This window comes from Streptomyces sp. NPDC002125, assembly GCF_053593715.1.
The window spans coordinates 1-26,242 of record NZ_JBSFDD010000038.1 but is presented as its reverse complement, the minus strand read 5'-3'; the positions used below and the strand labels follow the sequence as shown (position 1 = coordinate 26,242).

Below are 26,242 nucleotides of genomic sequence, written 5' to 3'. Positions count from 1 at the left end.
CCCGGAGGTCCCCATGAGCAGCACCGACCGCGACGTCGACCACGCTCTCGCCTACCCCGAGCCGCCGGCCTCTCCGCTCTGGCACCGCCACGGCGCAGCGAAGGCCCGGCCCCTCACGCCCGCTGAGCAGAAGCGCAACGCCGAGCTCCTGGTGCTCGCGCAGCGCACCACCCGACCCCGCACCCCCCGCCCCACCCAGACCCTGGCGGAGGCCAGCTGATGGACACCACGCACTGCACCGTCGACGGCTGGGTCGACGCGATCCCCGCCCCCAGCCCGCACGGCACCGTCACGTTCGACCTGACCGTCTGTCCCGCCGACGCGGACACCCTCCCCGAGGACGCCCCCGACACGGTCCTCTCCTGCACCAGCACGGCCGCCGGGATCGTCCACGAGCTACTGACCCGCATACAGCCCGGCGACCTGCTCCGCGTCACCGGCAACCTGGTCCAGCCCCAGCACCCCGGTACGCCCGCCCGGCTCGCCGTGGAGGTCCTGGAGGTCCTGGACATCGCGCCGATGCTGGTCCTGAGCGACATGGTCATCGACCGGTACGGCGACTACTGCGTGATCTTCGACGCCGACACCGACGCCGTGCCCGTCTTCACCGCGCGCGGCACGTGGGTCGGCCTCGCCGACAACCCGGACGCCATCACCACCCTGATCGACATCCACGAGCGCGTGCACGGCGGTGACGACCGATGACCACCGCCGCGCCCCGCACCGTCCTGGAGCGCTTCCCCGCCGGCCACCCCCGCGGCTCCTGGCCCGCCGACGAATACGCCGCCGCCCAGCGCGCCCAGGGCCGTGACGCCCGCGTCGTGATGGATCTGACCACCGACCAATTCCTCGTGGTCACCGGCACCACCACCCGATAGCCCGCGCCCGACACCAGAGCGCCGCACCCGAGCCGGAAGGCCGGACGTGGCGCTCTGGTGTTCCTCGTCCTTCATCACCGAGCAGGAGAACCCCTTGCGCCCGATCCGCCTGATCTCGTTCGGCTACCTGCACCTGCCCACCGGCCCGGACGGCTCCCCCGTACCGCCCGCCGCCGACCGCATCGAGGACGTCCGAGCCCGGCTCCGCGACCCGGCCGCCGCCCGCGACATCCTCGACCTCGACGGCTTCCACCCCCGCGTCCAGGACGTCGTCCTCAACACCCCCGGCGCCCGCGAGCTGCTCGCCAACCTCGCCGACTACGCCGACTTGCCCGCCGGCCCCCGCCGGATCGCGATCGGCTGTGCAGGAGGTAGGCACAGGGCATCTGGTCTCACGGAACTGCTTGCCCGCGAACTTCGCGCCCGCGGCCGCCAGGTCGACGTCGAACATCTCCACGTCCATCTGCCGCGCGTCCTGAAGGCGGCCGACACCAGCACCGGAGCGAGCGCATGACCACCACGGCTCCGTACGAGATTGAGACCAGCGAGGGCGACGACGGCACCCCGCACCCCGTCGAACAGCTCTGGATGCCGTGCGCCGACGACGCGGCTGACAGCGGCTTCGTCGCCCATCGCGGCCTGCACGTCACCGGGATCGACGACGCCACCGAGGATCACCTCTACCCGGTCGCGTTCGTCGTCCTTGGGCACCAGCGGTGGGCCGACGTCATCGAGGCCGCCGCCGCGTACATGGCACGGGTCCACGGCTGGCGGAACCTGCACCTCTACCCCGGCGACGACCCGTCGGTGCTCATCCCCCGCATCCCGCGCGCCGTCCACACCCACGGCGTCTTCTTACGGCACCCGCACCCCGACCACGGATGCGCCTGCGAGTGGGACGACACCTGGCGCATGGTTTGGACACCCGGCACCGAGCCCGGCGCTGTCCCGATCACCGCCTTGCGGCACCCCGCCGCCCTGGTGACCGCAGCCGACATCCCCAACCCTGACGACGGAGCGCCCGCGACCTGGGCAAAGTGAGTCCCCCAAGAAGGCCCCGTCTCCCGGCAACTGCCGGGAGACGGGGCCTTTTTGTGTTTCAGGGGTTGGTTGGACGCCTCGCGCCACGTTGACGAACGAGCTGCACGCCGCAGCGGCGGCGCTACGCTCAACCCGGCCGGAAACACGGACGCCCCGTCTTCTGCCAGACGGGGCCCCGTTAGGGCCGCCATCACGATCAACCGCGAGGAAGAGAATGACGACCACTAACCCTGAGAGTATCCCCCGCTCGGAGGCACTGAGCGAGGCCCAGACGCAGGCCCGCGCCAAGCTCGTCTGGCTACGCCCCGGCAAGAAGAAGGTCATCGCTGTCGGCGGCCTCAAGGGCGGGGTCGGCAAGTCCACCATGAGCGTCTTCGTCGCCTTGGTCTACGCCGTGCATTACGGCCTGCGTGTCCTCCTGGTCGACGCTGACCCGCTGTCGCAGACCGCGTACGACTGGCACCGCCTGGCCAAGAAGAAGGGTGACCCGCTGCCCTTCGACATCGAGACCTGGCCCCACGCTCGTGTCGGCCAGCGCGTCCTCGACGACACGGACGGCTATGACGTCGTGGTGATCGACTGCGGCGGCGAGTCCAGCGACATCTTCGGATCCGCCGTAGCCGTCTGCGACCAGGTCCTCTTCGTCACCTCGCCGCGGAAAGCCGAGATGCGCCGCATCAAGGGCTCGCTCGATGGCGCCCTGTCGGCCGCCAGGGACCGCATCGCCGAGATCGACGCGTACGTGGTCTTCACCCGGGTCAAGAACGCCCGCGGCTCCCACAATGAAGCCGCACGCGACCTGGTCCGTGGCGCCGGCTACGACCTGCTGGGCTCAGAAGTGCCCGACCTCGTGGATTACGAGGACGCCATGGAGACATGCCCGAAGGACCTGGGGCACTACCTCAACCTGGTGGAGACTCTGGAGGTCGCAGCCTGATGGCCCGCCTTGCCGATTTCAGCCTTGACGACTCCAGCCCCGCCACTTCCCCGCACGCCGACGGCACAGAGGCCCCAGCCGAAGAAGCGAACGGCAGCAAGCCCTCCGAGGGGAAGGAAGCCCCTGCCAACGCCAAGAACACCAAGGTGCCGGCGGCGCGACTTGGAACCGGTCTCCCCGACCCGAAGGCGAAGGCCACCGAGCAGCTCGTCGTGTGCGAGCGAGCGATCCACGACGCCAAGGTCAAATGGCGGGACGCCGCGGACAAGGCCATGGCTGCGTTCCTCGATGAGGCGGGGCCCTACTTCGTGTGGGTCCACGAGAACAAGCTCTACAAGCACCTGAAGGACAACAACGGAAAGCCGTACCGGAGCTTCAATCGTTACTGCCAGGAGCAGCACGGCATCTCCCGCTCCAGCGGCTACCGGATCACCCGCGTCATCCCCCTGCTGAACATCCTCGCAAAGGCCGATCACCCAGTCGGTGACCTGTCGTCGCGACAGACTCAGGTGCTGCACCCGGTACGGCGGCAGCACGGCGAGGACAGCGTGCTCAAGGTCTGGGGGACCGCCTGGGCAACCAAGAAGGGGGTCGTGCCCTCGCCCGACGAACTGACCAAGGCTGTGACTCTCTGCGGCCTCGTGGTCAGGGCGGAGGACGACGAAGACGAGAAGCCGGCCCTGACTCAGGCCAACCCCGGCGCGGAAGTCGAAAAGGCCGTCAAGATCCTCGTCCCGGACACTGTGCGACTGGCCGTGAAGGAGGACCCGGAGAAGGTCCTCTTGCTGGCACGGACCCTGACCGCAGCCCTGGAAGAGGCAGGCATCACCATCGACTGACGCTCCAGAAAACGTGCCACAGTGGCACAGTTTCGGGCCCGCGCAGCGACTCCGGAACTGTGTCACAGTGGCACACTTCCGCAGAGCTTCGCCGGACACGTCAGCGGCCCACCACCCTCCAGTGGTGGTCCGCTGACGTTCAGCTCCGGCCGGAAGACCGCCTCGGTTTCACGCGTGAAAGTGCCAGGAGTGAGGGCTGAGGCCGACGTCGATGCCGTCTGTAGGGCGGGACTTCCCCAATTGGGGAAGTCCCCTGTCTTTTGGCGGAATCGGCTCTGCCGACGGGTCGGGTGGGGGAGCGGTACGTGTATGCGCGCTGGTTGACGGTGGGGTCGTCTACTGGTGTTTTTCGGGGGGTGTGAGGCGTGTGGGGCTGGTTGTCGCGCAGCATTTGCCTGGCCTCGGGCGGGGGTTCGCCTGGCGGGCATGACGTCGCCGCGGATGCCCGTCGGGCGGGATCGGCCGTGAAGTTCCGGTGAACCCTCCCGCCTCACGGGATCGGACTGTTTTTGCAGGTCAGGGCCGTGTTCGCTGCTGGGATGCTGAGTGTTGCGAAGGTCCAGAAGCGAAATTCCTGGCGCTACTACGTACGCGGTGTCGCCTTCGGGGACGGCCGCCGTCCGGTCGGCCAGTCCCTGAAGGGCGCCCTGGAGAAGGCCGGGCTACCGCCCGGGGTGTGGATGGGGCGCGGATTGGCCGCGCTCGGGCTGGCCGCCGGGCAGACGGTGACTGAGCGGCAGATGGAGCTGGTCTTTGGGCAGCTTCGGCACCCGGATGCCGACCGGATCGAGCGCGAGCTCCTGGACGACGGGGCCGACCCTGAGACGGCCCGGCTGGCCACCGTGCTCGGGCAGCCGGTCGAAGAGATCGAGCGACGCAAGGCGACCCCCTTGTTCGCGCTGGACTTCACCTTCCGGGCGCAGGCGTCCCTGATCGTGCTGTGGGCGCTGGGAGACGACCACACCCGGCGGGTCATCGAGCGGGCCCACGAGCGGGCCATCGACACCGCGCTGCGCTGGCTCGAGGACGAAGTCGCGGAGACTCGGTGGTCGTCGGGTCGTCAGCGCGCGAAGGCACCGGGCCTGGTGGTCGCGGCCTGGCGGCATTTCGACAACCGCGACGGTTTTCCTCTGCTCCACGACCACTGTCTGGTCCTCAACCGGGCGCAGCGCCCGGACGGCTCCTGGTACGCGCTGGACACGGTCCGTCTCTTCCAGAATGTGGTTGCCGCCGGGACGCTCTACACCCTCACGATGACGACCGAGGTGTGTGAGGAGCTCGGGCTGGCGACCGTGCCCCGGGAGGTGACGCCCGGCCTGCGCCCCGTCATGGAGATAGCGGGCGTCGACTCCGAGCTCATCGACTGGTCGGCCACCCGCCGCGAGCAGATGGCGCCGGTGCTGGAGCGCATCACCGACAAGTACGTCAAGAAGCACAAGCGGCTGCCCGGCGAGCGCGGCCGCAGCGGCCTGGGCTGGTGGGCGGCGCAGGACACCCGCCGGGAGAAGAAGAACCCCAAGCCCTTGGAGCAGCTGCGCGCGTGGTGGCGCGCCTCCGCGATCCTGCGGTTCGGGCAGGCGATGGTCGACGGGCTGCTGGAGCGGTGCCGTGCGGCCGGGAAGGCGATCCGGGCCCGGGTGGGCCCGGTGGTGGACACCGCGCTCGCCGCCGTCGACGTCGCCGCCATCGTCTACACCGTCCGCAACGCCTTCGCCCGCCGCCATGTCCTGGCCGAAGCCCGCCGGCACCTGCTGGAGACCCTGCGCGGCCGGGCGTTCACACGCGGCCTGGACGACTACATCGCGGACGCGGCCCTGTCCCGGCACTCCCGGCAGCTCACCGTGGAGCAGAAGGGCCGCCGGGCCCCATCCCCGGACCGGCTCACCTACACCGCCGACTTCGCCTGGCCGCACCGCTGGTGGATAGCCGGCACCGATGGCAAGCCGCCGCGGGAGTCGTCCCGGTACGAGCGCGCCCGGGTCGCCAGTCTCGCCCTGCAGAACGCCATCCGCGACGCCCGGATCCTTTCCTCCACGCGGGACGGAGCGCCCGCCGCGACGGCATCGGCCACCGCGCGTGCTGATGACCAGAACCACGACCAGGCGGCGCCGCACGCCGTCGACCACCCGGACCGGGACGCCGCCCTCACGCCGGCGCAGCAGGCCGCCGCCGTGCACGTTCATCAGCAGGCCGCGATGCCCGAGGAGTACCTGGAGGGCCGTACGACCGACCCTGAGACGTGGCTGTACACACCGAAGAACCTCGCCCGGCTGGCTGCCTTCACGGCGGCCTCCGAAGCCCGGAGCCGCATCATCGCGGACAGACCGCAGCCGAAGCAGCCAGCCGAGGAAGCGGCCGACCCCGCCCGCCAGCAGCAGCACCACACCACGCAGCCCGATCAGGGCAGGGGAGCGAGCCCGAACCACTGAGGGTTCCCGCGCGGGTGCGACTCGGAAGGCCGGACCGCGCGACCGCGGGTGCGGCCCGGCGATGTACTGCCCGGAGGGTGGAGCCCATCGTGGCGCGCATCGGGTGGGAGTGGACTCCATCGCGATGTCCACCGGGTGGCAGTGGACTCCATTCCCGGGAGCACCGGCCGGTGGGGGAGTGGAACATCCCGACACCCGGTGCACCTACTCGATGTCGTCGGTGCACTGCATCGCGCCCACCGGCGCTGACGATGCACGGCATCGTGCGCACCGGTGCGCTCCGACGATGTCGTCCACTCCCGGCTACCGCACCGGCGCGCATCGTGGTGCGCCGCACTCGCCGACCACCGCACCGTGGTGCGCGCACCAAGGTGATGATGCGCGCACCGGTGGGCCCTGGCGTGCGCACCGCACCTCGGCGCGCGCACCCAGCGCAACGTCTGTCCGAGCCGGTGCGCACCACTTGGCCGCCACCCCGAAGTCCGCGCACCAGGACCGCTCTCGCGCCGATTCCATGTGACGTGCCGAACAGTCAGCCGTTCCATAACGCGCATTTGGGACTTCGGCGGGACGGAAGTCAAGGGGGTATGTGATATAGGGACTTCGCTTGATCCGGCCCTTGCGGCGGAGTCCTCGCGCGCCTGCCCGGAAGCGCGCCGCGCGCCGCGATGCGCACCCCGGGACGGTTGGTGCGCGCACCATCCCCGCGGCCGCGCCGGCGGTGTGCGCACCAGACCGCACCCGGCCGCGAACCGCCCCACCGACGGTGCACGGCGCGCGCACCTCGATGCGCACCACCGGCCCGGGAGTGCACGACATCGTGCGGAGTGGAGCGCACCCGATGTCCGCCACCGCATCCGATGTCCGGACGATGCACCGCATCCGATGCGCGACATCGCGGTGGGAGTGCCCTGCATCGCCTCGGGAGTGCACGACATCGCGATGGGGAGTGCACAGCATCCGATGCTGTGCACCGGATGCCGGGCCAGTGCAGGAGGGTGTATCGCTCCTTGACCGGGTTGGATAGCGGCCCCGGGTGGCACGCATCGCTCCTTGACCACGTTCGCTACCTGCGGCATCCCGCCCGAACGGGACAGCGCCCGGGGGAGGAGAAATCTCCGTCCCCTGGACGCTCTTCCGTTCGGCAGCCAGCTCGCCCGCTGACCTTCGGCCGGGCGGTGTGGCGTCGGCCACGGGCAAATCGGTTGCGCAAGCCTCAACCCATTGAAAGCGGACGCCGGTCGGGTGGAGCGTCGGACGGCGGACAAGGGGTGATCGAGCAGGGTGGCATCCGTCCCGCACGCGAGACAGATGCGCGTGGGACGGATGAACGCTGCCGACCCCGGCCCGGCCGGGAGGAACGAGGTCCTCGTGCCTGCACCCGCCCCTGCGCTGTCTCCGGCCGTCCCTTCCTGCATCGGTGCCGACAGGGCAGGATGGAGCTCTGCACATCGCGAGAGCGTCGCCCCGTCGGAGGCGTCCGCGACCGGCCCGCAGAGGTGGGTAAGCCCCGGTGAGCTCCTGCCACCGCCGCTTGCGTTCCCACTTCCGAAGCCACTTCCGTGCCCGACGTCCGGCCAACCGGCATTTCCCCTTGTCAGAGCCGGTTTTCACGCCCTCTCCGGATTGTCACAACCCTCTTCTCTACTACTGAACCTGAAAGAAAAGGCAGGGGAGGAGATCATCGGGTCCGGGGGGCCGACGCCCGTGACGACGCGGAACACGCCCCCGGCCGCCGTGCGGACGCCGCTGCGGGGAGGGCGAGCCTGATGGCGGGGAAGAGGAAGACGAACGAGGCGGGATCGACCAACGACCTGCGCGCGGACGTGCTGTCCGTGCTCGGAGTGCTCAAGGTCGCGACCGCCGATCAGATACAGCGCCTCGCCTCGCCGCACCTGAGCTACCGGCACACCCTCAAGAAGACGCCGGCCACGCGGAAGGAAGCGCGGACCGCGTCCCATCGCGGGGCGGCGAACGATCTGCGGCGCCACGGCCTGCTCATAGACGGCGGCCGCACGCGCGGCAATGAAGAGGTCCGCATCCTCACCGCGGCCGGGCTGGCTGCCGCCGGACTCGACCTGGACCGTGAGCCGGAGGAGATGGGCGGCATGCCCAAGAGCGCCGGCCGCTCGGGGGCTTCCCATCCGATGACGGTGAACGAGACGGTCATCGCGCTGATCCGCCCGAAGCCCGACCTCGACCTGCTCGTGGGTCAGCCGGTCGAAGCGGTCGCCGCCGCGCAGGCCGCCGTCGACGCACCCGAAGGGATCGGCACCCTCACCTCGTACGCCACCGAGGTCGCGCTGCCGGTGAAGGGCACCTGGAAGAACCCCGCGATCGGCAGCGCGCGGGCCGACGTCGTCCTGATCGCCCCGGAGGCCGGGGTGCCGCTGCTGTTCATCGAGGTCGACAACTGCACCGAGGAAGCCGTCCTCATCGCCCGGAAGTTCGACAAGTACATGCGGTTCTTCCGCCGGCAGGAGAAGGACACCGACGGCAAAGAGAAGCCGATGTGGCGCACCCGCTGGTCCGCGCCCCCGTGGGAGGAGTACGAGCGGGTGCACCCGCCGGTCCTGCTCGTCTTCCATCAGGGCGGCAAGCGGTCCGCGAAGAATCAGATGGAAAGGGTCGCCGACCTGACCCGCTCCCACTGGCAGGGCCGGTGGTACAAGGAGCGCGGCTACCACTCCTACGACGGCTGCATCCCCGTCGTGGCGACCACCCTGGAGCTGCTGCGCGAGCACGGCCCGGCCGGGCCCGCGTTCTGGCGCTACGGCCGCGACCGCGACCGCCTGGAGCCGCTGCGGGACGCGATCGGCAACCGCCGCCGGGACACCTACCTCGCCCGCCGCCGCCAGGCCGCCAGAGAAGAGGAGCGACGCCGCGAGGAAGAGCGAGCTGCAGAGCGGGAGGCGCGGCGGCCGACGTGTGCGGAGTGCGGGGCGAAGTTCACCGACGACCGGTGGCAAGCGGTCGGGTACACCCGCAACCCTGAGTCGCACAAGCACCTGTGCGAGGACTGCCAGAGCCGGGCGGTTGCAGCGGAGCAGCAGGCGAAAGCCGACGAACGTGAGCGCCAGGAGCAGGAGCAGCTTCGCCAGCAGGCGGAGGCCGCCCGGGAGGCGGCCGAAGCGGAGGTAAAGAAGAACCGCGGCCTGTTCGGCCGCCGCCGGTAGACGCGGGCAAGCCCAAGGGCAGCCTGGGCAAGCCCTGGGAGCGTGGGCAAGCCCCCCTCGGATGGAGGCTTGCCCACCCGGCCGGGACAGGCTGAGGTGGGCAAGCCGGGCCGGCCACCACGGCCCCGGACCGGAGAAGGGGACGCGGTGCGCGGATTCGAGACGGGCCAGACGGTCGTACGGCGGGACGTGCACCGGTCGGGCAGGGTGTGGAGCGAGCTGGCCGTGCGGGTCGTCGACGACACCGGCGAGGCGCTGGTGACCGCCTGCACGCCCGGAGCGCAGGCCCGGTGGCCCGCTCTGTACGCGCAGGCCCGCGCGCAGGGGGACCGCGCGGTGCGCACGGAGGCATTCGACGCGATGGCAACGGGGGAGTGGGAACTCGCGGCCGGGATGTGGCAGGAGACCGACCTGCTGCTGTGGAAGCCGCCCACGTCCTGGTTCAGCATCAACGCCTTCTTCGTCCCCGACAGCGGCGGCGGGCGCAGGCTGCGGAACTGGTACGTCAACTTCGAGCACCCCACCCGCCGCACCGAGGACGGGTTCGACACCCTCGACCTCACCGTGGACCTGGTCGTCGCGCCCGACCTCACCGGCTGGGAGTGGAAGGACGAAGACGAGTACGCCCACGTGCGACGCCTCGGCATCGTCTCCGAAACCGAGCACCGGGCCGTCGACGCCGCCCGCGGCGAGGTCCTGGCGATGCTCACCGAATGCTCCGGGATCTTCGCGCAGGCGGAGCGGTGGGCGTCCTGGCGGTGGGAGCCGACCTGGCCCACGCCGCGCCTCCCCCGGCCGGTGGCGGCCGCGGAGAGGGTTGCACCGGAAGGGGGCTGGACAGTTGCCCGGAGGGTTGCTCACGGCGGGGGACCGAAGGTGTGACCGGGAGTGGGAGCCCGGCAAAACGGACACCGCCCGTTGTCCCTGGTCAGACCCCGTGGGCAAGCCTGTCCGCGCCGACGACACCTCTTTCCCACGCAGTAGCCGTGGGGTAGAGGTCTGCTCCCGCCCGGGGCCGGCGGCCAGGACGCGACGCTAACGAACTCGGTGCTCTACGTTCCCGCCCGCTCGGTCCCGCGACCGCGTCTCCAACCGGGAGACCAGCGCGGCCGGGCGGAAAGGATCGCCACCATGACCTTCATCGAGCCCGGCCTGTCCGTACGCAACGGCTTCGCCGAAGGACCGCTCGCCGACGCCGCGCTGTCCCGCGCGGCCCGCGCCGGGCGGCTTCTCGACGAGCTCCAGGAGCAGGCGCCCAGGATGACCGACGCCCAACTGCGCTACGGCGTGCACCGGGCGCTGCGCCGCTTCACCCAGGAGCAGCCGCCCGCCTGCCAGGTCGACAGCATCACCGCGCTGATCCGTCGCGGGGTGCGCATCGACTGGCCCGTCCCCGACCGTCTGCCCTGCGCCTGACGCCCGCCCCGAGGGAGGGTCCCTCCGGCTCCTCCCGTGGGGCGGGAGGGGCCGGACTATGGGGCGCCGCCGGCCTTCCGCTGTCGGGGGTGGCTGGGAGGCTGGTCGGATGAACGCCGATGACGAGCAGCTGCTGCGCGGCCGGGTGTACGGCCACGACCACGACGCCCCCAACCCGGGACCGCTCCCGCACCAGACGTACGCCGTTCTGGTCGGCGGGCCGCTGGACGGACTACTGCTCGACATCACGGGTTGGCGGCCGGAAGAGATCGAGGACGGCGTCGCCCTGATGACCGAGCTGGGGCGCTGGCCCGGCGGTCGGGCGCTGTACGACCCGCTCCCCGGCGAGCCGCGCCCGCCGGGCGGCCCGGGTGTCGTGTGCCGCTTCCACTACTCCGGCGACACACCCTGACCCACGCGGGTCAGACGAGGCGCTACGACATGCGGCTGTAGTCCTGCGGCGCCTTGCGCAGGATCGCGACCATTTGTTCCTCGGTGAGCGAGCGGTGCACCGGAGCGGAACAGCTGGCGATCTTCTGGAACAGGACTTCGGCCGGGATCGGGGGAACGTTCGCGAAGAGCGGGTGGTGGTCTGCCCCGGCGCCCTCGCTGAACTCCCGGTGCAGGAGCCAGATGGCCTCGGCGAACATGGGGTAGTTGCTTTCGTGCTTGGCCCAGAGGCATTTCAGTGACTCGAAGCCGGTGTCGCGCTTCACGAAGCCCCACCAGTACGACATCTCGGCGGTCTTGTCCTCGAACTTGTCGTCGTGCTGGTACTGAATCCAGTCGTTGAGGATCTCCCAGCGCAGTGCGTTGACGATCACTCCGCTCGGTGCGTCGGTCTGCGCCATGTCGAACCCGAACCCTTCGTCAAAGGACATCCAGCCACCGTAGCCACTGAGTGAGTTGGCGACTCCCGATCCGTGACCTCCTCCGGTTCGGAACGCGAAGAATTTCAGGGCCGCGCGATGCCTGACGGGTCAGTGCGTCGCAGCCTGCCCCAGTTCGGGATGGTTTTATCTCCTGGTTCGCGGCCTTTATCCACAGGTGAACCGTTCTACGTTCTGCGCCTGAGCGTCGGTGTCCGCTTTTCGCGACACCGTCACGCCCGCAAGCACAACCAGAACGAAGGGCCGGACAGCCGTGGCGCAGACGAAGTTCGACAAGCAGGTGGAGAAGGACGCCGAATCCCTCGTGTTCGGGATCGGCAGGGTGTTGGCCGGCCGGGACCTGGACGGCGTGAAGCGGACCGACGCCACGTTCTGGCGCTCGGGCACCCGGGTCCTGCCGAAGGTGGAGGGCAAGGTCCGGCGCCGCTCCTACAAGCCCGGGTGGCGCCGCCTGTCCTTCCGCCTCGCCCTCGGTGCGGGCGTCGCGGAGACCGGCTACCTGTCCACCCAGGACCTGGACGCCACCGTGGAGACCGTCCAGGAGCTGTGGGAGAGCAGGGACCAGGCGCTCGCTGCGCTGGAGGCCGGCGGGATCGGCGCGGCCTCCGTCCTGACCGTGGGCAGCGCGGCGTACATGGTGCTGACCCGTGAGCGCCGGGAGCTGATGCGGGAGTGGGTCGGTCCGCTGCACGACGCTCTCCACCGGCCGCTCGGGCTGGCGGAGCAGACCGAGCCGCGGCGCTATCTCCACGTCCCGAAGAACTTCTCCGACGACGACGCGGAGATACGCATCGACCTGCCCCGTCAGCTGGGCTTCTCCCGTGAGGTCGTCGCCGACCTCATCACCCAGAAGCTCGCCCTGGAGGGCGTGAGCTTCTCCTGGCACCCCGAGGGCCGTAAGCCGTACGTGCTGGTGAAGAAGACCCGCAAGCCCCCGGCGAAGGCGCTCTTCAAGGACCCCAAGACGCGGGAGCTGGTGGCCAAGGCCAAGGAGTCCGCGCCCATCATCGGGTTCGGTGCCGGCGGGGGGATCGTCTCCGTCGACCTGGACGCCGAATCCCCGCACATCCTGGTCAACGCCTCCACCGGCGGCGGCAAGTCGGTGACCCTGCGCTGTATCGCCTGCCAGATGCTCCACCACGGCAGCCACGTCTTCGTCCTCGACACCAAGCGGATCTCTCACCCGTGGGCGCGCGGGGTTCCGAACGTCACCTACTGCGCCGACATCGCCGACATCCACGACCAGCTCATCGCGCTCGGCATGGAGGGGCGGCGCCGCACCCGGGTCGCCGACGAACTGGGCATCGGCGCCGACCCCAAGGCCATCGGCCCCCGGTTGCTGATCCTCCTCGAGGAGGTCAACGCGACGATGAAGCAGCTGGCCCGGTACTGGGAGAAGATCCGCGAGTCCGGCGACCCGAAGGTCTCCCCGGCCATCGACGCGCTCAACGAGATCCTCTACATGGGCCGCCAGCTGCGCATGCACGTCCTCCTGGTCGCCCAGTCCGCGACCGCCCGCGCCCTCGGGGGCCCGGAGGTCCGCGAGCAGTTCTCCACCCGCATCCTTGCCCGCTACAGCGTCAACGCCTGGCGGATGCTCGCCCCAGAGGTCCATCCCGCGCCGAAGTCCACGAAGCACCACGGCCGCGCCCAGGTCGTCAGCGGCGGGTCCGCGCGCGAGACGCAGATCCTCTTCTTCACCGAGGCCGAAGCCCGCGAGTGGGCCAGCACCGGCAAGGCCGCCACCGAACCGCAGCACGCGGGCCTCCCCGCGCAGCCGGGCCCGGCGGTGCTGCACAAGCCCGCCGTCCCGCCCGCCGACTCCCTGGCCGACGCCTGGAGCGACCCGGCCCTCTCGCCCACCACCCCCGATCCGGCGCAGGCCGCCGACGTCGACGTCCTCGCCGACGCCTGGAACACCAAGCCCCCGGCCGCCGACCCCGGCACCACCGCGGCGACGCCGCCGGCGAACCCGGCCGCGGTCGACGACGACCAGGCGGTGGGACTGCGCGAGGCCCACCAGCACCACCTGCCGGACATCACCGTCGCAGCCCTGCGCTACGCCCGCGCCAACGACCGCACCTTCCCCAAGCCGGTCGACAAGCGCGGCACCGAACTCCTCTACCGCGCCGGTGACCTCAAGCACTGGGCACGCAACCGGCCCCGCGCCGCCACCGGCACCACCGACCTCGACTGAACGGCCCTGTCCGCTCCAGCCGACACGCCCCCTCGCCCCGGAGAACGTCCGGTTCACCGGGCACAGCACGGAAAAGGAACACCGCCACCATGTGGAAGACCACCCAGAAGAGCACCCTCCCGCAGCAGCTGCGCCTCACCGACCCGGGCGTCCGCGAGCAGCTGGAAGCGCTGCCCGCCTCCCAGGTCCTCATCGGCCTCGGCACCGACGGGCAGCCGGTCTGCGTCGACCTGGACAACGAATCGCCGCACGTCCTGGTCTACTCCGCCTCGGGCGGCGGCACCTCCACCGCCCTGCGCACCCTGACCGCCCAGCTCCTGCACAACGGCGGGCATGTCCTGGTCCTCGACTTCAAGCGCATCTCCCAGTCGTGGGCGCGCGCCCTGCCGACGGTGACCTACCGCCGCGACATCGACGACATCCACGACGCCCTTCTCGGCCTGAGCGCCGAACTGAAGCGCCGCATCGACCACGCCGACGAGCACGGTGACACCGAAGACCTGCCCCGGCTGACGGTGGTGTTCGAGTCCGCCGGCCACACCCTGCGGCAGCTGGCCCGCCACTGGGAAAAGGTCCGCCAGGCGGGCGACCCGAAGACGTCCCCGGCCGTGAATGCGTACGAGGAGCTCCTCTTCGCCGGGCGCGAGGTCCGCATCCACATCCTCGCCGGTGCCCAGAGCTTCAGCGCCGCGCTGGGACGCGAGCACTTCTCCACCGTGCTCCTGGGACGGGTCACCGCCCGCACCTGGAGCCAGGCCGCCCCGCAGGTCGCCACCGTCCCGAAGGGAAGCGCCCACCCGGGCCGCTTCCACGCCGTGCAGCGCTCCACCGCGCACCCCACGCAGGTCCTGCTTCTGAGCGAGACCGAAGCCGCGGCGTGGGCCGCCGCCCCGCAGAGCGAAGAGGGCTGATGCCGAATCGGCCGGACCGGGCCCTGTCCGGTTTCGCCGACACGATCCCCCTCGTCCTGGAGAACGCCCGGTTCACCAGGCACCGCACAGAAAAGGAACACCGCACCATGACGAACACCACCGCGCTCCCGCAGGTGCTGCACTTCACCGACCCCGGCCTGCGCGAGCAGATAGAGGCGCTGCCCGAAGGGACCGCGCTCATCGGCATCAGCACCACCGGGCGGGCCATCGCCGTCGACCTGGACGCCGAATCCCCGCACGTCCTGGTCTGCACCGCCACCGGCGGCGGCAGCACCACGATGCTGCGCTCCCTGACCGCCCAGTTCCTGCACCAGGGCGCCCACGCCCTGGTCCTCGACCCCAAGCGGATCTCCCACCTGTGGGCGAAGTCCCTGCCCACGGTGACCCACCGCGGCAACATCGCCGGCATCCACGACGCCCTGGTCCACCTCGCCTCCGAGCTGGAGCGCCGCCTCGACCTCGAAGGCGACCTGGACGACGTGCCGCGCCTGATCGTCGCGGTCGACGAGGCCAACACCACGCTGCGCCACCTCGCCCGCTACTGGGAGACCTTCCGGCAGAAGGACGACCCGAAGACGTCCCCCGCCATCGCCGCCCTCGAGGAAGCCCTCTGGGTGGGACGCGCGGCCCGCATCCACGTCATCTTCGACGGACGGCCCCAGGCCACCGTCCTCGAAGGGGCCGCTCGCGAGCTGTTCGCCACGGTGATCCTGGCGCGGTTCACGGCCGACACCTGGCAGCGCCTCGCCCCGATGGCCGGCCCCGCCCCGAAGCAGAGCCCGCACCCGGGCCGCTTCCACGTCGTCCAGCAGGACACCACCCACGAAACGCAGGCGGTCCTGATGACCAACGCCGACGTCGTCAACTGGCTCACCGACCCGGACGACAACGAGAGCTGACCCCGAGTCGGACACACCACGGGCCCCGGGGGATCAGCCATGACATCCCGGGGCCCGGCTTGATGGAGCCGTACGGGTCAATGACGTGCCCGGCCCCGGCGTCACGGACCGCGCCGGGGCCGGTTAGGGCAGGAAGTTCTTCTGCCACTGGAGTGAGTCCATGCTCAGCGCGGCGTCGGCCAGGGCTTTCGCGGACGGGGTCTTGAGCGAGGCGAGGCTGGTGTCGATCCAGTTCTGGGTGAGGCTGTAGCCCTGCTCCCGGTACTCCACCGCCTGGACCAGGCATTCGAGCTTGTCGGCGTCTCGGGCCACGATCGCCTCCGGCGTTTCGGCGGCCTCGTACTCGTCGACCGCGCTCTGAACCCCGGTGCGCACGGCCGGGTGGGCGTTGGCGACCTGGTCGGCGGTCACCTCGCCGTTCGGGGCGGCCCGGATGTACTTCCGGCCGATGTGCGCGATATCCCCGATCCGCGTCTCCTGGGAGTCGTGGAACAGGCACATCAACGCGACCCGGGCCGGATCGACGCCTTCCATCATGGCGAGGACGGAGCCGATCACCCCGACGCGGAAGGAGTGCTCCGCCACCGATTCGGGGGCCTTGTTGCCGGTGAACCACCAGCCGGTCCGTGCGACGCGCTTGAGCACACCCATCTCGGAGATGAAGCTCGCGGTACCCCTGGTGGTGTCGTCGGTCATGCGGTCCTCCGGTGTCAGCGGTTGTGATCGAAAACGTAGTGGACGTGGGCGAGCTCGCGCCGGGATCTCGCTGATAGCGCTGTCCCGTCAAGGAGTTGGCCAGCCTGCTCGCGCAGCAGGTCAGAGAGCGGCCCGGCGGCCTGCGGCAGCCACGGGAAGGCCGTCAGCAGCGCCCACAGCGAGTGCGCGTACAGGTCGACGTACCCGGGCGCCAGGTGCAGCCCGAGGGCCAGGCCCCGCAGCAGCGTCACCGGATCCCAGCCCGACAGGTCCCGGTCCCGCATGAACGCGTCGTCGGGCTGCGGCAACGCCAACGCCCCCAGCCACAGCGCCCAGTAGTTGAGGTTCGCGGCCTCCGCGGTGTCGTCGTCGGCCAGGGCGCGGTCGATGAAGTCCAGCAGCGGCTGCGGATCTCCCAGCCGGGCGAGCGCCGTGGCGGTGGAGCGGGCCTCCGCCCAGTGCGGCGACCAGCCCCGCCGGGCCAGCACGTCACGACGCCGGTGAAGGGTGTGCGCGGTCCACGCGGCTGCGTCCGGGCCTCGGTCGTACGAGGCGAGGTAGAGCGCCTGGCGGTGCAGCAGCGCCCCGCCTTCGCCCTGGAGGGCCGCCGCCTCGGTCGTGCCCCGCAGATGGTCGAAGAACACCGCCCGGTCCGCAGCCGCCAGTTGCGGCGCGACGGCGACCGGGCCGCGCCGGGGCCGGGGTAAGCGTCCGGCGAGCGCCGGCGGAACCGTGCCGTTCAGCGCCCAGGCCAACATGTGCGCGGTGTCCCGGGTATGCACCCACCCGGCCAGCGGGTGCGGCCCGCCGACCTCGCTGTCCAGCCCGGCCGCGATGATCCGGTCCGCGTCCATCGCCGCGTCCAGCCACACCACCAGCGCTACGTCCGCACCGAGCGCCGGCAGGCGTCTGCGCAGCTCCAGCAGCGCTCCGGCCCGCATGTTCGCCAGCGGGCGCCGTCCCGACTCCCAGCCCTGCAGCGTGTCCACGTCGACGCCCAGGAGCTCCGCCAGGGCGGCCTGCGTGCAAGGGACCGACTCGCGGATCAGACGCAGCACGAAGCCGGTCACCGCTCCTAATGTTGTTCGTCGCGGCCTGCCCATACCGGCCTGCTCCCCGGTTGCCCTGCGCACTCAAACCCGTACTCACGGTCAGTCCTACCGCATCGGGTCCGCCCGTACGGTCGGGATGCGGTCGACGTCCGACGAACGAGACCGTGCCGCCCGCGACCCACGACCCGGCGAGGCACCGATGAGCAGCACACACGTGGTCCTCCACGACCCCGAAGGACGCCTCGAAGCGGAACTCCCCCTGGACCGGGAACTCCACAAGGGTCTGGTCAAAGCCGTGCTGGGATGGACCGGCGACCCCGGCTTGCCACCTGCGGACCTGAAGCAGATCACCCTGCTGCTCACCGGCTCCGCCCGCGCCGTCGCCGCCGACGTCCGCCGCGCCGCTGGCCTGCTGCCCCAAGAGCACGCCGCCCGAGTCCTCGCCGACGTCGTCCTCGAGGAAGCCGACCGACGCCTGTCCGTCCCAGCGGAGGGCACCGCGCGCTGTACCCAGCGCCACGCCCGGCTCGTACGCGCCCTGTACGAACGCCTGGACCGCCTCGTCAGCGCCGCCCCCGAGCCAGCCACAACCCCCTGAGACCGCCGCGCACCCGGACGGGACCAACGACCCCGGGTGCGCGGCGCACGGCACCACAAGGCACCACACCCGTTCCAACCCGGACGGGGCGAGCACCACTCGACACCGAGAGGGGCACCACCATGAGCACCGCAACGACCGAGCTGCGCCGGTTCCTGACCATCACCGGCCAACGCTTCAGGAACGGCCAGAGCGCACCCGAGATGTTCTCCCCGGCCGTGGACAAGGAGTGGCACGAGCAGCTCGGCACCCCCGCCTACGCGGCCCTGTGCCAGGAGACCGCCGGCCAACCCATCCGTCACGTCGCGAACAACGGCCACGGCCCGATCGCCTGGGTCACCGCCTACGAAGAGGCGTACGGACCGCTGCCGGAGATCTGGTTCACCGACACCCACGGCAACGTCGACCAGGCCGCCATCGCCCGCTACCAGGAGAGCGGCATCGTGGTCGCCGAATGGGACTGCGGCCCCGCCGGCGGCGACGGCGACATCGCCCCGGACCAGCCGGAGACCGCCCGCCGGTGACCACCAGCCGCACCAGCGCAGCGCCCCGGCCCACCGCCGGGGCGCTGCGCCTCGTTGAGGCCAGCACCACCCGGCCCAGGTCCGTGGACATCAGCGGCTACGCGCGGCAGATGACCGCCCACTGCCCCTACCTCGCCCCTTCCCTCCAGCGGGGTCTGACGTCCTGGACGGTCTACCGCGCCGACGGCGACGCCGAAGCTGTTCAGGCGGAGCTCTTCCACGCGGGCGTCCAGGCCGCGGAGTGGCTGCGCCCTTTGCTGAACCGGCCGCACGGCCTGCTGCGGTGCGAGAACATCGTCCTGCTGGGCGACGTACTCGGTACCCGGCACCGTGACCTGTTCGCCTGGCCGCACTGGGTGCTGAAGAACCTCTACGGCCCGGTCGGGGTGATGTTCGGCAAGTTCTACGCGGGAGAAGAGGAAGTCACCGCGGCCGGCCACCGGATCCCGGCCGCCCCCGCCTCGTTCCTCCCCGTGAGGGCCGCCGTCCGTCGCCGCGACCCCCGCTTCCTGAGCGCGACGCCCGACCTGGCCGCCGCGCTCGCCGCGGCCGACGACGACGGCCGCGACGTGTTCGAGCACATCCCCACCGAGTGGACGGAGATCCGCACATGGGCCAGGCACCTGCTCCCCCCGGCGAAGCCGTCGCCCTCCTCACCGGACACACCGGCGAGCCCACCGCGATCCAGCTCCTGAGCGACCGGCGCGGCTCCCGCGCCTGGAAACTCCAGGGCCCCAAGCGCGCCGTCGCGTTGAAGACCAACGACCCCGACGGCGACGACGCGCGCGACAAGGCTGCCGAGATGGCCCAGGAGGACGACCACCTCCTTCGCCTCACCGCCGCTGGCGCCCTCGACCCCGACTACCGGGTGAGCGCCGGGCCGTGGGACGGCGGCCGGTGGCTGGCCGTCAACTGGATCGACGGGGCGCCCCTGTGGCGGGCCCTCACCCTCGCCCGCGGCCCGGAAGGAGACCGCGCCTCGGTGCGCCCCTGGCTCGCGGGCATCGCCCGTACCTGGACGGAGCACCTTGCGCTCATGCACGCCGCCGGGTGGGCCCACGCCGACGTCCAGCCGACCAACACCCTGGTCACCCACGACGGACACGCCGCCGTCATCGACTACGCCCTCGCCTGCGGCCCCGCCAACGGCCGCCGCGTCCCGTACCGGGGCGCGCTCACCCACACCACCGCCCCCGAGCTCGCCACGCAGATCCTCGACACCCCCGCCGACACCCACATCCAGGCACAGCCGCCCGGCGACATCTGGAGCCTGGGCGCCTCCCTGTTCTGGTGCTGGACCGGACAGCGCCCCGTCGCCTACGACGACGACCTCGACCGGCTGGAGAAGCTGGCCGCCATCGCCCGGGGCACCACCACCGCGCTGCGCGACGTCCGGCCGTGGCCCTTCCCCGCGTTCGAGGACGCCATCACGGCGTGCCTGGCACCCGACCCCGCCGCCCGTCCCACCGCGAAGGAGCTGACCGCCGCATGGTGACCCTGCGCGCCCTGGTCCTCGACGACGCACCCGCCCTCACCCGCATCTACAGCGGGGCTTCCATCCGGCACACCACCGGCAGGGCCCTCACCCTCGACCAGGCCCACGAGAAGATCCGCACCGGCCTCGCCCGAGCAGCCGAGACCCCGCGCGCGCAGTGGAGCTGGGGCATCCTCCACGGAACCGAGGTGATCGGCCTGATCGCCCTGCGGCGACGGTCCCCGTCCATGGGCACCATCAGCTACATCCTGCGCGAGGGCACCTGGGGCAACGGCTACGCCACCCAAGCCGCCCACCAGGTCGTCACCGTCGCCTTCACCACGGCCGGCCTCAACCGGCTGGAGGCCATGCACCACCCCGACAACCCCGCCTCCGGCCGCGTTCTGGTCAAAGCCGGGTTCACCCGCATCGGCACGGCCGACCGAGACTCCGAGACCGGACCCGTCCCCTACGAGCTGTACGCGCTGGAGACCGGCGGCAACGGCATTCTCCCGATCGACCGTTGAGGGGCGCCACCGCCGGTACGGTCGTCAACGGCGCCGACGACGGCACACACCACCGGACCCAGGGGGTAATGGGCGTGGAGAACGGATCGGACAGCATCCCGTGGGGCGGCGAGTGGCGACGCCACCTCCGCTCCGCCGCCGAGATGGATCTCGTGCGCTCTTGGATGCGCCGCCTCGAATGCCCGGCCTGCAAGACAGCCGCAGGGCGGGCCTGCCGCACCGCGGGCGGTAGCCCGACCAACGAACACCGTGCACGCCGTGACGCCGTCGGCCCCATCCCGTACGCGAAGTGGCGAAAGGAGGGCCTCATCCCGGAGCAGCGGACGTACACGATCCCGGCCGTGCTCAAGGAGTCGGAGAAGGCCCGCGCCGACTTCAACGTGGACACCGCCCTGGCCGACGGTGTGGCGGTCGTCCGCATGTTCCTCGCCGACCGGCTCGGGCTGCTCCTCCAGGGCGAGGAGGCCATGGACCGCATCGACGACGCCGTGCGCAAACTGATCGAGGTCCGCGGCCCGGTGGGGACGGCCGACGTGGTCACCGTCCTCGCCAGCCAAATCGCCTCGCTGCTGGCCGCGACCGTCGGCCCCGACGGCGACCCGGAAGCCCTGCTCGACACGATGATCCGCGCGCAGATCGACACGGCCCGCAAGATGCAGAAGATCCAGAAGGAACGCACCGAGAGTTGACCCGGTCGGCCCGCTACGCCCGGCCCTGCTCCTGGGTGTCACCGGCAGCGGCGTAGCGGGTGAGGTCGACACCGGCCGAGCGGGCTTCTTTGAGCCGGGTGGACACCAGACCGTTGGAAATATTCAGCTCGCGCGCGATCTCGTAGCCCTTCAGTCCCTGCCGGTGCAGTTCGACGATCTGGTCCCGTCGTTGCCGGGATCGGCCCTCGTACGCCGTGCGTTCCTCGGCGATCATGCGCTGCACCGTCCGCTCGGACACTCCGAACCGGTCCGCGAGCTCACGGGCGGTCGCGGTGCGACGTTCACGCCTGGGCTCCTGCGTCACGGCTTCCCCCTCATGTACTCGAGCATGGCTTCGGTGCGCTCGTCCCGGCCTGCGGTGCGCGCCTGACCGCTCTTCTTGCCGCGGGCGGACTGGATGGCGACGAAGGTGGCCTCGTAGACCGCCGCACCGTCCTTCCACATCCTGGAGCGCGTCGTGATCCACCGGTGGATGCTGTTGGCGATCGCACGGGCCTCAGATGTCGGCAGCGGCTCCGTGAACTCGGCGTTCCGGGTGTGCACTTCCGTGTGGATGGCGGTGTGGAGGGTATCGGGGCTGCCGAAGTGGTGGCGTACCTCGCGGTACGCCCAGGTCCGGGCCGTCTCGAAGATCGAGCAGTTGCGCCCCAGCCCTGTGATGTTGGTGCGGAACCGCTTGGTCTCCCGCCAGCGCGTGGGCGGCATGTGGTCGCTCAGCGCCTCCTCCAGGCCGCCGAGAGTGTGGAGTCCGCCGTGGAGCCACTCGGTGCTCCAGTCCGCGTGCAGCGGATTCTTCGTCATCAGCCCCGAGTACGCCGCATCGCCGTCCAGCGCGCGGCGCAGGCCCTCGGTGACGGCGGCGGCGTAGGCCAGTGGCTTGCGCCGGGCGTACTCGGTCCGCGTCACCGCTTCCGCCAGGGCCCACACCGCATGAGCGTGCCCATTCACCGGGTTCTCCACGACTGCGTTGGGCAGCGGATGTGACCCCACCGACGACACCGCCCGCAGCACCGCATCCGAGTGGTCCACGTCCACGACGAGGAGATTGCTCATCGCCGACGGGTTCGCCTCGACGTACCGACGCGTCATCGCCACCGGCCGCCGCTCCCGCCGGATCCCCTCCTGCAGCCAGTTCGTCGCGTACGGCCGCAACGGCAGCCACAACTCATCCCACTGCACTCCGGGCAACTCGACGTTCATGCGCTGATCATCCCGATCCGGCGGACCCGAGAGAGCCGGACACGCCGCGAACTTCAAAGTCCGTCACGAACCAAGTCAGATGGTTGGGGGTATCCCGGCCTGCTACACCCGGCAACTCCCACGGGAGGACTTCACAGTGGCCGCATCTTCAAAGTCCGTCACGAACCAAGTCAGATGGTTGGGGCATCTCAGCCTGCTGCACCCGGACCCCGGCCGCCCCGTAGTTCGCCGGGAGAGCACCCCGAAGATCCCAGGGCCTACACGCACGCCAGTGCGATGCTCGCGGCCCAGAAGCCCCGGCATCGCACCCCAGTGCGTGTAGAGCCTGGGGCCGGTGCCCCTGGCCCCAGACAGCGAAGGACCCCGGGCCGCCCGCGCGCCCCGGGGTCCTGTCGCCGGTCTCACCGCCGTTCACCAGTCGTCGGGTGCGCTGCCCACCCACGCGATCGGCCGGCCCTCGCTGGTGCGGCCCCAGTGTGGTTCCTCCATCGAGGTCTCGTGACCGTCGGGCAACGCGCAGATCCGCCCCCAGCGGCCGTGCTTGCCCCCGCAGAGCCCGGCCGCGTCGCCCTCCGCCACGGCTTGGTCGTAGCGGTCCTGGAACGGCTGGAGACGGGCGCACAGCTCCGTGCCGAGCTCCGTCTCCGCCGCCTCGACCTGCGCCCCCGCCTGCTGCACCCCAGGGTCGGCCAGCAGAGCCGAGATGACGTGCTCCGCCTCCGCGAAGGCCCTCTCCCGGCCGTGCCGCCGTACGGCCGCCTTCACGCGCTGCTCTTCCCCGCGGTCGCCGCTCATCACGCCGCCGCCCCTTCCGTCGTCGCCCACTCCAGCCCGAGGCCGGCCAGCGCGGCGAGCTTGTCGGCGGTCAGCTTGGCCCGGCGGCTCTTGCTGTTGCTGAGGAACACCCCCAGCTTCACCTCGCTCCCGTCCCCCAGCCGCTCCACATGAGCCCTGGGGACGGTCACAGAGCCCTCGCGGGCCTTGTACTGCGTCAGGGCCGCCACGCCCTTCTCGAAGGCGCTCACAGCCTTCTTGGTGCCCTTGGCGGGCTCCGCCTGCTCCGGGGGCAGCGGCACCACGCCGACCGCCTCCAGGAGCTCACGCTGCCCGTCCATCAGCCCTGCCCAGACCGTGTGCTGACGCTGCTTCGCCAGCCACTTGCCCACGTCCATGCCGTGCACGGTGAAGCCGGGCAGGACGTCGGAGTGGTCCTCCTCGTCCGTCAGCAGCTCCCGCAGCGCCGCGTAGTGCCTCTGCCACTCCGCCGGCCACGCCGGGTTCCAGTGCTCATCCACGGCCTCCAGCGCCGTCTTCCACTCGGGGTGACCCTCCAGCGCACCGGCACGCCGCAGGTTCGACAGCCACTGCCCCACCGGCCGGTCCAGCATCGTCGCGGACCGGGGCGCGCACAGCGTCCAGTGCTGCTCGTAGTACGCCTTGGCGGCCTCCAGGTTCTCCTGGAACCGCTCATCGGCCGGGCTCCAGACCATGCCCAGCTTCTCCAGCCGCTGGGCGCGCTGGCCGGTCATCTGCCCTGCCCCGTACGCCCGTCGCTGCTCCGCGACCCACTGCCCCAGCGGGTACGCGCCCTCCTTGTGCCCGTACGGAACCCGGGCGTGAAGCTCACGATCCGCGAACTTCTTGAGCGACGCCCAGCCGCGCCCCCAGTCCTGGCGCTCCGTGTCGATCACGTTGAAGGAAATCCAGTCCGCGACCATCACCGGGTCACGCGGGGCCGCAAAACGCAGCAGGAGACGGGATTCATCCTCGCCTTCCTCGGGCGGCGGACCGATGTACTCGGACGGCTGCGCGACGTCCTTCTGAGGCTCCTGCGGAATCGCGAGCAATTCGATTGCCTCTTCGTCGTGAGCCCGCAGACCCTCCAATACCTTCACCAGGGGCTTATACGATCCGGAGGTGAACATGTCTTCCGGCTTTTCTCCGGGCTGGAGAAATACCGGCACGATCAGAGAGGCAACCTTGCCCTGTCCGGGCTTCTGACGAAGTGCCCGGCCGATCGCCTGGACGATGTCGTGCGGAGCGCCCTTGGGGTCCAGGAGGGCCACCGAGTCCACGGCCCGGATGTCCACGCCCTCGCCCAGGACCCGGCAGTTCGAGAGCACGGCCCGCTGCGCGGTGGACCCGAAGCCGCCCAGGACTCCCCGCCGGCGCTCGGGCACGTGCTCACCGCACAGCCAGTCCGCCCAGATCCGGGCGGGGTACTTCTCGGGCTGGTCCGCGTGCAGCTTCGCCGCCACGCGCTCCAGACCCTCCGCGTACGCCTGTGCCTCTATCGTCCGGTGGTGGAAGGTGATGCACGTCGACAGGTCGTGCTGCGCCATCGTGTGCAGCAGCGCGGCCTGGAGCGCCCCGAGACGCTCACCGCGGACCTTCTCGCTGTGCCGCTCCTCGCCCATCAGCCGCTCAGGCGTGACGACCGGGTCCTGGAGCTCCAGGACGATGATCTGGTACCGCGCCAGCAGCTTCCGCGACACGGCCGACGCCAACGAGAGCTTGTAGAGGACCGGCCCGAAGACCCGCTCGTCGTCCATGGAGGCCGCCATCTCACGCGGCAGCGGGTCACGCACCCCCTCTGAGACCTCGCGGTTCAGCCGCTCCTCCCAGATCCGCGGCGTGGCCGTCAGGTACAGCCGGCGGTGCGAGGGGATGACGCCCTGGCTGTGGACGTCGGCCCACGCCTTACCCATCGAGCCCGACGTCCGGTGGGCCTCATCGACCACCGTGAGGTCCATCGGGGCCAGCTGCTGCCCGTAGGCGCCCTCGAAAGCCTCCGCCAGGACTCCCAGCGAGGCGTACGTCCCGAAGATGGTGACCGGCCCTGTGCTGTGCCACAGAGCCAGCTGCACGGGATTCGTGGTGGAGCGCACCTTGAGGTTCCACAGCTCCGGGTCGTCGGTGAGGCTGCACACCGCCACCGCTGGCCCCGAATGCCCAGCGCCGCGCCACGCCTGCACCGTCTGGGTCAGAAGGTCCAGCGTCGGCACCAGGACGAGAATGCGGCCCTTGGGGACAATGCGCTTTGCCGACGTCGCCGCAATGATGGTCTTTCCCGTGCCGCACGCAGCGTGCACCTGCCCGCGAAGGCCATTCACGGGGATACCGCCCGGCGGGATATCGAAGCCCCGCACGATGGCGGCAACGGCCTCGATCTGGTGGTCACGCAACTTCACGGCCATTTCCCGTGTTCTCCTTTTCGCGGAATGTCGCGCGTAATCAGAATGGAAGGTCCCGGCGCGATGGTGTGGCCCGGGGTTGTGATGTCTGGACCCAAACACTACACAGGCACAACCCGTGATGCATCACCCACGCGCCAACTTTCACCCCCAGGGTGATACATGGCCGAATCCTACCCCGAAGCGGCCGGTTGTCCTGTATGCTGATGGGGTATTGGTGAGCTTGACAGGGCAGTTTCGAGGGTGGGGGAGTGGTCAGGGTGGAGCGCAGCGGAACCCGTCACTGCGGCGAGGCCGGCACCCGATCGGGCCGACAGTCCGTCACATCCGTTGCGGGGGTGGTGGCCAGGAATCCCAAGCCCTACACAGGGCCGCACGTGATGCACCTCCCCTTGTTGCCAGCCCAGGCGACCGCGCTTACGCGGGTGCCCGCAATGAGCGCTTGCGCGAATTGCATTCCCTTCCGGAATTCCGTTTACGGAATTCCATTCCGGCGCTTGCGCCGGAATTCGAATTGCGCTTGCGCAATTCATTCACTATGACCCGGCAGAGAGCGACTAGTCCACATGACGCAACAGGGAACCGACGTGAGCTGGGCGCTCCGCGATCTGACGGAGAGCATCCGGGAGATCC

At 70.7% G+C, this 26,242-nt stretch carries 28 protein-coding genes; 21 read left to right on the top strand and 7 right to left on the bottom strand.

Features of this window, described 5'->3' with window-relative positions; all coding sequences use genetic code 11:
* Window positions 1–13 precede the first annotated feature (13 nt).
* The 12 genes from ACWCQM_RS37765 to ACWCQM_RS37710 all read left to right on the top strand — a co-directional run bounded on the left by ACWCQM_RS37765 (window position 14) and on the right by ACWCQM_RS37710 (window position 11,128).
* Window positions 14–220, top strand: a complete 207-nt coding sequence (locus ACWCQM_RS37765) for a hypothetical protein (protein ID WP_450919609.1) — start codon at window positions 14–16, stop codon at window positions 218–220.
* Window positions 220–705 (top strand): hypothetical protein, encoded by a 486-nt coding sequence (locus ACWCQM_RS37760; protein ID WP_450919608.1) that lies wholly within the window; start codon window positions 220–222, stop codon window positions 703–705. The genes ACWCQM_RS37765 and ACWCQM_RS37760 overlap by 1 nt, the downstream gene beginning before the upstream one ends.
* On the top strand, window positions 702–878 hold the full coding sequence (locus tag ACWCQM_RS37755) for a hypothetical protein (RefSeq protein ID WP_450919607.1): 177 nt from the start codon (window positions 702–704) through the stop codon (window positions 876–878). Before ACWCQM_RS37760 ends, ACWCQM_RS37755 begins: the two co-directional genes overlap by 4 nt.
* Before the next feature lie 94 nt (window positions 879–972).
* Window positions 973–1,392: a RapZ C-terminal domain-containing protein gene (locus ACWCQM_RS37750; RefSeq protein WP_450919606.1), complete on the top strand. Its 420-nt coding sequence runs from the start codon at window positions 973–975 to the stop codon at window positions 1,390–1,392.
* Window positions 1,389–1,919, top strand: a complete 531-nt coding sequence (locus ACWCQM_RS37745; protein ID WP_450919605.1) for a hypothetical protein — start codon at window positions 1,389–1,391, stop codon at window positions 1,917–1,919. Before ACWCQM_RS37750 ends, ACWCQM_RS37745 begins: the two co-directional genes overlap by 4 nt.
* A 214-nt stretch (window positions 1,920–2,133) precedes the next feature.
* Window positions 2,134–2,856 carry a ParA family protein gene (locus ACWCQM_RS37740; protein ID WP_138894425.1) on the top strand — a complete coding sequence of 241 codons (723 nt, stop codon included), beginning with the start codon at window positions 2,134–2,136 and terminating at the stop codon, window positions 2,854–2,856.
* Entirely contained in the window at window positions 2,856–3,695 is an 840-nt protein-coding gene (locus ACWCQM_RS37735) for a hypothetical protein (RefSeq protein ID WP_450919604.1), read from the top strand. The genes ACWCQM_RS37740 and ACWCQM_RS37735 overlap by 1 nt, the downstream gene beginning before the upstream one ends.
* A 539-nt stretch (window positions 3,696–4,234) precedes the next feature.
* Window positions 4,235–6,124 carry a MobF family relaxase gene (gene mobF / locus ACWCQM_RS37730; RefSeq protein ID WP_450919603.1) on the top strand — a complete coding sequence of 630 codons (1,890 nt, stop codon included), beginning with the start codon at window positions 4,235–4,237 and terminating at the stop codon, window positions 6,122–6,124.
* Between the two features lie 1,769 nt (window positions 6,125–7,893).
* Complete coding sequence (locus tag ACWCQM_RS37725) at window positions 7,894–9,300, top strand: replication-relaxation family protein (protein WP_450919602.1); 1,407 nt, start codon at window positions 7,894–7,896, stop codon at window positions 9,298–9,300.
* Between the two features lie 147 nt (window positions 9,301–9,447).
* Complete coding sequence (locus tag ACWCQM_RS37720) at window positions 9,448–10,182, top strand: DUF402 domain-containing protein (protein ID WP_450919601.1); 735 nt, start codon at window positions 9,448–9,450, stop codon at window positions 10,180–10,182.
* A gap of 249 nt (window positions 10,183–10,431) precedes the next feature.
* Entirely contained in the window at window positions 10,432–10,716 is a 285-nt protein-coding gene (locus ACWCQM_RS37715) for a hypothetical protein (RefSeq protein ID WP_450919600.1), read from the top strand.
* A 109-nt stretch (window positions 10,717–10,825) separates the two neighbouring features.
* Window positions 10,826–11,128: a hypothetical protein gene (locus ACWCQM_RS37710; RefSeq protein ID WP_269288007.1), complete on the top strand. Its 303-nt coding sequence runs from the start codon at window positions 10,826–10,828 to the stop codon at window positions 11,126–11,128.
* Window positions 11,129–11,150: 22 nt separating this feature from the next.
* Here ACWCQM_RS37710 and ACWCQM_RS37705 read toward each other — a convergent pair whose 3' ends face one another.
* Window positions 11,151–11,597 carry a hypothetical protein gene (locus tag ACWCQM_RS37705; RefSeq protein ID WP_450919599.1) on the bottom strand — a complete coding sequence of 149 codons (447 nt, stop codon included), beginning with the start codon at window positions 11,595–11,597 and terminating at the stop codon, window positions 11,151–11,153.
* Window positions 11,598–11,859: 262 nt separating this feature from the next.
* On the opposite strand from ACWCQM_RS37705, the gene ACWCQM_RS37700 reads away from it, so the two are divergent.
* From ACWCQM_RS37700 to ACWCQM_RS37690, 3 genes are all read left to right on the top strand, one after another.
* Entirely contained in the window at window positions 11,860–13,803 is a 1,944-nt protein-coding gene (locus tag ACWCQM_RS37700; RefSeq protein ID WP_450919598.1) for a helicase HerA domain-containing protein, read from the top strand.
* An 89-nt stretch (window positions 13,804–13,892) separates the two neighbouring features.
* Entirely contained in the window at window positions 13,893–14,714 is an 822-nt protein-coding gene (locus ACWCQM_RS37695; RefSeq protein ID WP_450919597.1) for a helicase HerA domain-containing protein, read from the top strand.
* Entirely contained in the window at window positions 14,714–15,634 is a 921-nt protein-coding gene (locus ACWCQM_RS37690) for a hypothetical protein (protein WP_450919596.1), read from the top strand. The genes ACWCQM_RS37695 and ACWCQM_RS37690 overlap by 1 nt, the downstream gene beginning before the upstream one ends.
* A 123-nt stretch (window positions 15,635–15,757) precedes the next feature.
* Here the strand turns inward: ACWCQM_RS37690 and ACWCQM_RS37685 are convergent, their stop codons facing one another.
* Window positions 15,758–16,330, bottom strand: coding sequence for an HD domain-containing protein (locus ACWCQM_RS37685; protein WP_450919595.1), 573 nt, complete (start codon window positions 16,328–16,330; stop codon window positions 15,758–15,760).
* A 14-nt stretch (window positions 16,331–16,344) separates the two neighbouring features.
* Window positions 16,345–17,400, bottom strand: coding sequence for a helix-turn-helix domain-containing protein (locus ACWCQM_RS37680; RefSeq protein ID WP_450919594.1), 1,056 nt, complete (start codon window positions 17,398–17,400; stop codon window positions 16,345–16,347).
* A gap of 181 nt (window positions 17,401–17,581) precedes the next feature.
* Here ACWCQM_RS37680 and ACWCQM_RS37675 point away from each other — a divergent pair, with 181 nt between their 5' ends.
* The 6 genes from ACWCQM_RS37675 to ACWCQM_RS37650 all read left to right on the top strand — a co-directional run bounded on the left by ACWCQM_RS37675 (window position 17,582) and on the right by ACWCQM_RS37650 (window position 21,194).
* Window positions 17,582–17,980: a DUF6415 family natural product biosynthesis protein gene (locus tag ACWCQM_RS37675; RefSeq protein ID WP_450919593.1), complete on the top strand. Its 399-nt coding sequence runs from the start codon at window positions 17,582–17,584 to the stop codon at window positions 17,978–17,980.
* 122 nt (window positions 17,981–18,102) lie between these two features.
* Window positions 18,103–18,504: a hypothetical protein gene (locus tag ACWCQM_RS37670; protein WP_450919592.1), complete on the top strand. Its 402-nt coding sequence runs from the start codon at window positions 18,103–18,105 to the stop codon at window positions 18,502–18,504.
* Window positions 18,501–19,199: a DUF6875 domain-containing protein gene (locus ACWCQM_RS37665; protein ID WP_450919591.1), complete on the top strand. Its 699-nt coding sequence runs from the start codon at window positions 18,501–18,503 to the stop codon at window positions 19,197–19,199. The genes ACWCQM_RS37670 and ACWCQM_RS37665 overlap by 4 nt, the downstream gene beginning before the upstream one ends.
* Entirely contained in the window at window positions 19,115–19,999 is an 885-nt protein-coding gene (locus tag ACWCQM_RS37660) for a protein kinase domain-containing protein (RefSeq protein WP_450919590.1), read from the top strand. The genes ACWCQM_RS37665 and ACWCQM_RS37660 overlap by 85 nt, the downstream gene beginning before the upstream one ends.
* Window positions 19,993–20,505 (top strand): GNAT family N-acetyltransferase, encoded by a 513-nt coding sequence (locus ACWCQM_RS37655; protein ID WP_450919589.1) that lies wholly within the window; start codon window positions 19,993–19,995, stop codon window positions 20,503–20,505. The genes ACWCQM_RS37660 and ACWCQM_RS37655 overlap by 7 nt, the downstream gene beginning before the upstream one ends.
* A complete protein-coding gene (locus ACWCQM_RS37650) occupies window positions 20,502–21,194 on the top strand; it encodes a zinc finger domain-containing protein (RefSeq protein ID WP_450919588.1) in 693 nt (230 codons plus the stop codon). The genes ACWCQM_RS37655 and ACWCQM_RS37650 overlap by 4 nt, the downstream gene beginning before the upstream one ends.
* Before the next feature lie 13 nt (window positions 21,195–21,207).
* On the opposite strand, the gene ACWCQM_RS37645 is transcribed toward ACWCQM_RS37650, so the two are convergent.
* The 4 genes from ACWCQM_RS37645 to ACWCQM_RS37630 all read right to left on the bottom strand — a co-directional run bounded on the left by ACWCQM_RS37645 (window position 21,208) and on the right by ACWCQM_RS37630 (window position 25,612).
* Complete coding sequence (locus ACWCQM_RS37645; RefSeq protein ID WP_450919587.1) at window positions 21,208–21,519, bottom strand: DUF6115 domain-containing protein; 312 nt, start codon at window positions 21,517–21,519, stop codon at window positions 21,208–21,210.
* Window positions 21,516–22,415, bottom strand: coding sequence for a replication initiation protein (locus ACWCQM_RS37640; RefSeq protein ID WP_450919586.1), 900 nt, complete (start codon window positions 22,413–22,415; stop codon window positions 21,516–21,518). Before ACWCQM_RS37640 ends, ACWCQM_RS37645 begins: the two co-directional genes overlap by 4 nt.
* A 411-nt stretch (window positions 22,416–22,826) precedes the next feature.
* Window positions 22,827–23,210, bottom strand: coding sequence for a hypothetical protein (locus tag ACWCQM_RS37635; RefSeq protein ID WP_450919585.1), 384 nt, complete (start codon window positions 23,208–23,210; stop codon window positions 22,827–22,829).
* On the bottom strand, window positions 23,210–25,612 hold the full coding sequence (locus ACWCQM_RS37630) for a Helicase associated domain protein (RefSeq protein WP_450919584.1): 2,403 nt from the start codon (window positions 25,610–25,612) through the stop codon (window positions 23,210–23,212). Before ACWCQM_RS37630 ends, ACWCQM_RS37635 begins: the two co-directional genes overlap by 1 nt.
* Window positions 25,613–26,242: the final 630 nt, after the last annotated feature.